Origin of the sequence: Parafannyhessea sp. (assembly GCF_051876455.1) — a bacterium.
GTDB lineage: Bacteria > Actinomycetota > Coriobacteriia > Coriobacteriales > Atopobiaceae > Parafannyhessea.
Genome location: NZ_JBJEHW010000126.1, coordinates 1 through 2684, shown reverse-complemented (window position 1 = coordinate 2684; position 2684 = coordinate 1). Strand labels below are relative to the sequence as shown.

The window sequence follows — 2684 nt, the reverse complement described above, 5'->3', positions numbered from 1 at the left end:
GCAGCGCGGCCTTCACGAACCGCGTCGACGTCTTCATGGGCATGATGGTTTCCTTCCTGATAGCTTTGCTTCCCGCTTACCGGCGCAGGTGCAACACCCGCGCATTACCGCAGTTAGATTGCGTGTTTGGGAACATGACGTCCCAACCCCGGCACGCGCGCCGCGCGCGCAAGCGAGCCATGAGCGCACGCGGCATGCCGATGGGACCAATACTCACGGGGCGAGAAGGACGCACCGTCCTTCTCGCCCGCGTTGTCTGTGTGACGGGCCAACGCGCCCGCACCTTCCTACCTGTGGATGTACTCCCCCGCCTGGTAGCGCGGCGGGATGACGGGCACCTCGATCCAGGAGGCGTGCTCCCCGCCCGTGTGCACGTTGTGCGTGCCGTGGTTGTCCGTGTCCCAGGACAGCGGCTCGAACCAGCCGTCGCGGATGTACCTTCCGGATATCTGCACGCGGAAGCGCTCGCCCTTGTGGTACACGCGCGAGGTGGGGACGATCGCGATGTCGACCGCGCGGACCTCGCCCTCGGCCAGCTTGTGCGTGTCCGTCATGGTGTAGACGGGCGTGTGCCTCTTGGTGAGCTTGGCGTCCACGGTCGCGCGGCTGACGCGGCACTTGCCCCAAGCGCCGGGGTGCGGCTCGTCGAGCGTGAGCCAGGGCACCCATGTGCCGTCGGCCGCGGCCTTCTGGACGTTGACGAAGAGGTCCATGTCGTCGTAGCCGTCGCAGCTCACAAACAGGTGCAGGCTCATGTAGCCCGTGACCTCCACGTCCTCGGGGAGCGTGAGGTCAAAGTCCAGCTCCTCGGTCGCCGGGTCGTAGGACGCCTTGCCCTCCGCCGCGGGCGCCTCCGTCGAGAGCGCGTAGCACACGGCGGGGTGGTCGAGCTCCACGCAGTCCTTGGGCGCGGTCGCGTCCAGGTAGAGCTTCTTGTAGACGGTGCGCTTAATCGGCCAGGCCTTCTCGGGGCGCTTCTCCTGGTAGTCCACGTCGTAGCCGTCCATCACGTCCAGACGGACGCGCGGCATCATCTCCCAGCCGTTGTGGATGCCCTTGAGGTAGCGGTCGTAGTAGTGGCGCAGCTCCTCCAGGTTCTGGGGGTTATAGGTGTCCGGCCACTCGAAGTCGCGGTGCACGCGGAGCCACTTGAGGTGGCTGCGGCAGCGGCGCCAAGCGTTGAACGAGCCCGGCAGGTGGAAGTGCGACCAGCCGGCCGTCTGGTACACGGGGACCTTGACCTTCTTGAAGTCCGCGCGCTTGTCGTTCCAGTACGCGTTCATGTCCGGGTACATCTTGGCCATGGAGACCTGGTCGTCCACGCCGTTGGGGCCCGTCACCTGCGCCGCGATGAACTTGTTGAAGCTCAGCGCGGGCACGCCGCCCTCGAAGAAGCTCTCGCGGTACAGGTCGGTCGTGCACTCCCACGGCGCGATGCACGCGAGGTGGGGCGGCTGCTCCGCGGCGATGCCCCACTGGTGCATGGCGACGCCGGAGTTGCCGCTCATGCCGACCTTGCCGTTGGACCACGGCTGCGCCGCGACCCACTCCACAAAGTCGTATCCGTCCTCGCGGTCCTGGTGCGTGAACATGTGGACCGAGCCCTCGGAGTGGCCGGCACCGCGCACGTCCACGTTGGCGACGGCGTAGCCCTGGTAGCACCAGTACAGCGGGTCGGGACTCTCGAACTTCGCGCACTTGGACACGGTCATGGGAGGCACGCCCATGATCTGCCACTCGCTCATGCCGTCGCCCGGGCGCTTCCCGAACCAAGACCACGACACGATTGTCGGGACCTTCTCCACGTCCTTGGGACGGTAGATGTCGCAGTAGATCCTGGTGCCGTCGCGCAGCACGACCTCCTGGTCCTGCATGCAGATGACGCCGTCCGCGGCCTCGTAGGTGTGCGGGTTGAACGGCGGGCAGAAGCCCTGGCCCATGCGCGCCATCGGGTCGTCGGACGCGGAGAGGTCGACCTCGGCCTGGTTGTCGTTGGGCTGGCGGGCCACGCGGTACGCCGCCATGAACTCGTCCTCACCAAACTGCTCGCGGTGCAGGAAGATGTAGCCTTCGGTGTCGGGGTCCCAGTAGATGGGGCACTCGTCCTCGTCAAACTTTGCGCACTCGCCCGTCATCTGGATGAGGTCGTGCAGCTTCTTGTCCTTTACCGGCACCCACTCGGCCGGGATCCTGGGCTCTACGAACATGCGCGCCCCCTACTCGTCCAGGAGGTCGCAGACGAAGTCCGTGGCCTGGCCAAAGGTCTCGCAGCGGCGGAACTTCATGAACGGCACCTCGATGTCGAGCTCGTCCTCGAGGTAGGTGGTGAGCTGGGACACCTGGACGCTCTTGATGCCGAGGTCCGCGAACTTGGTGTCCTCGGTGAACTCCGACGGGTCCTTCCCGAACAGCTGGCTCGCGCGCTTGGTGAGCGCGTCCCACACTTCCTGACGATCCTCGTCCATGGCAATCCCCTTTCAGACGTCCTATCTGTCATGAAAGAGTCTCGCCAAAGGCACCACGGCACGACATGGCACCAAGTTCAAATACTCCGCGGGACCGCCGCGGGCCTTTTGTGCACCAGTGCAACGGGAAATCGCGCACGCGGGCGAGAAGGACGCGCGCCCTCGGCCGCGGCCCCTACGCCGCCCTCGGCGCGGGGTCATTCGTGATGCCACGCGCCA

At 66.1% G+C, this 2684-nt stretch carries 2 protein-coding genes; both read right to left on the bottom strand.

Features of this window, described 5'->3' with window-relative positions:
* Positions 1 to 287: 287 nt before the first annotated feature.
* Positions 288 to 2207, bottom strand: coding sequence for a CocE/NonD family hydrolase (locus tag ACI38Z_RS05590; protein WP_439789208.1), 1920 nt, complete (start codon positions 2205 to 2207; stop codon positions 288 to 290).
* Positions 2208 to 2216: 9 nt separating this feature from the next.
* Positions 2217 to 2465: an acyl carrier protein gene (locus ACI38Z_RS05585; RefSeq protein ID WP_439789207.1), complete on the bottom strand. Its 249-nt coding sequence runs from the start codon at positions 2463 to 2465 to the stop codon at positions 2217 to 2219.
* Positions 2466 to 2684 lie beyond the last annotated feature (219 nt).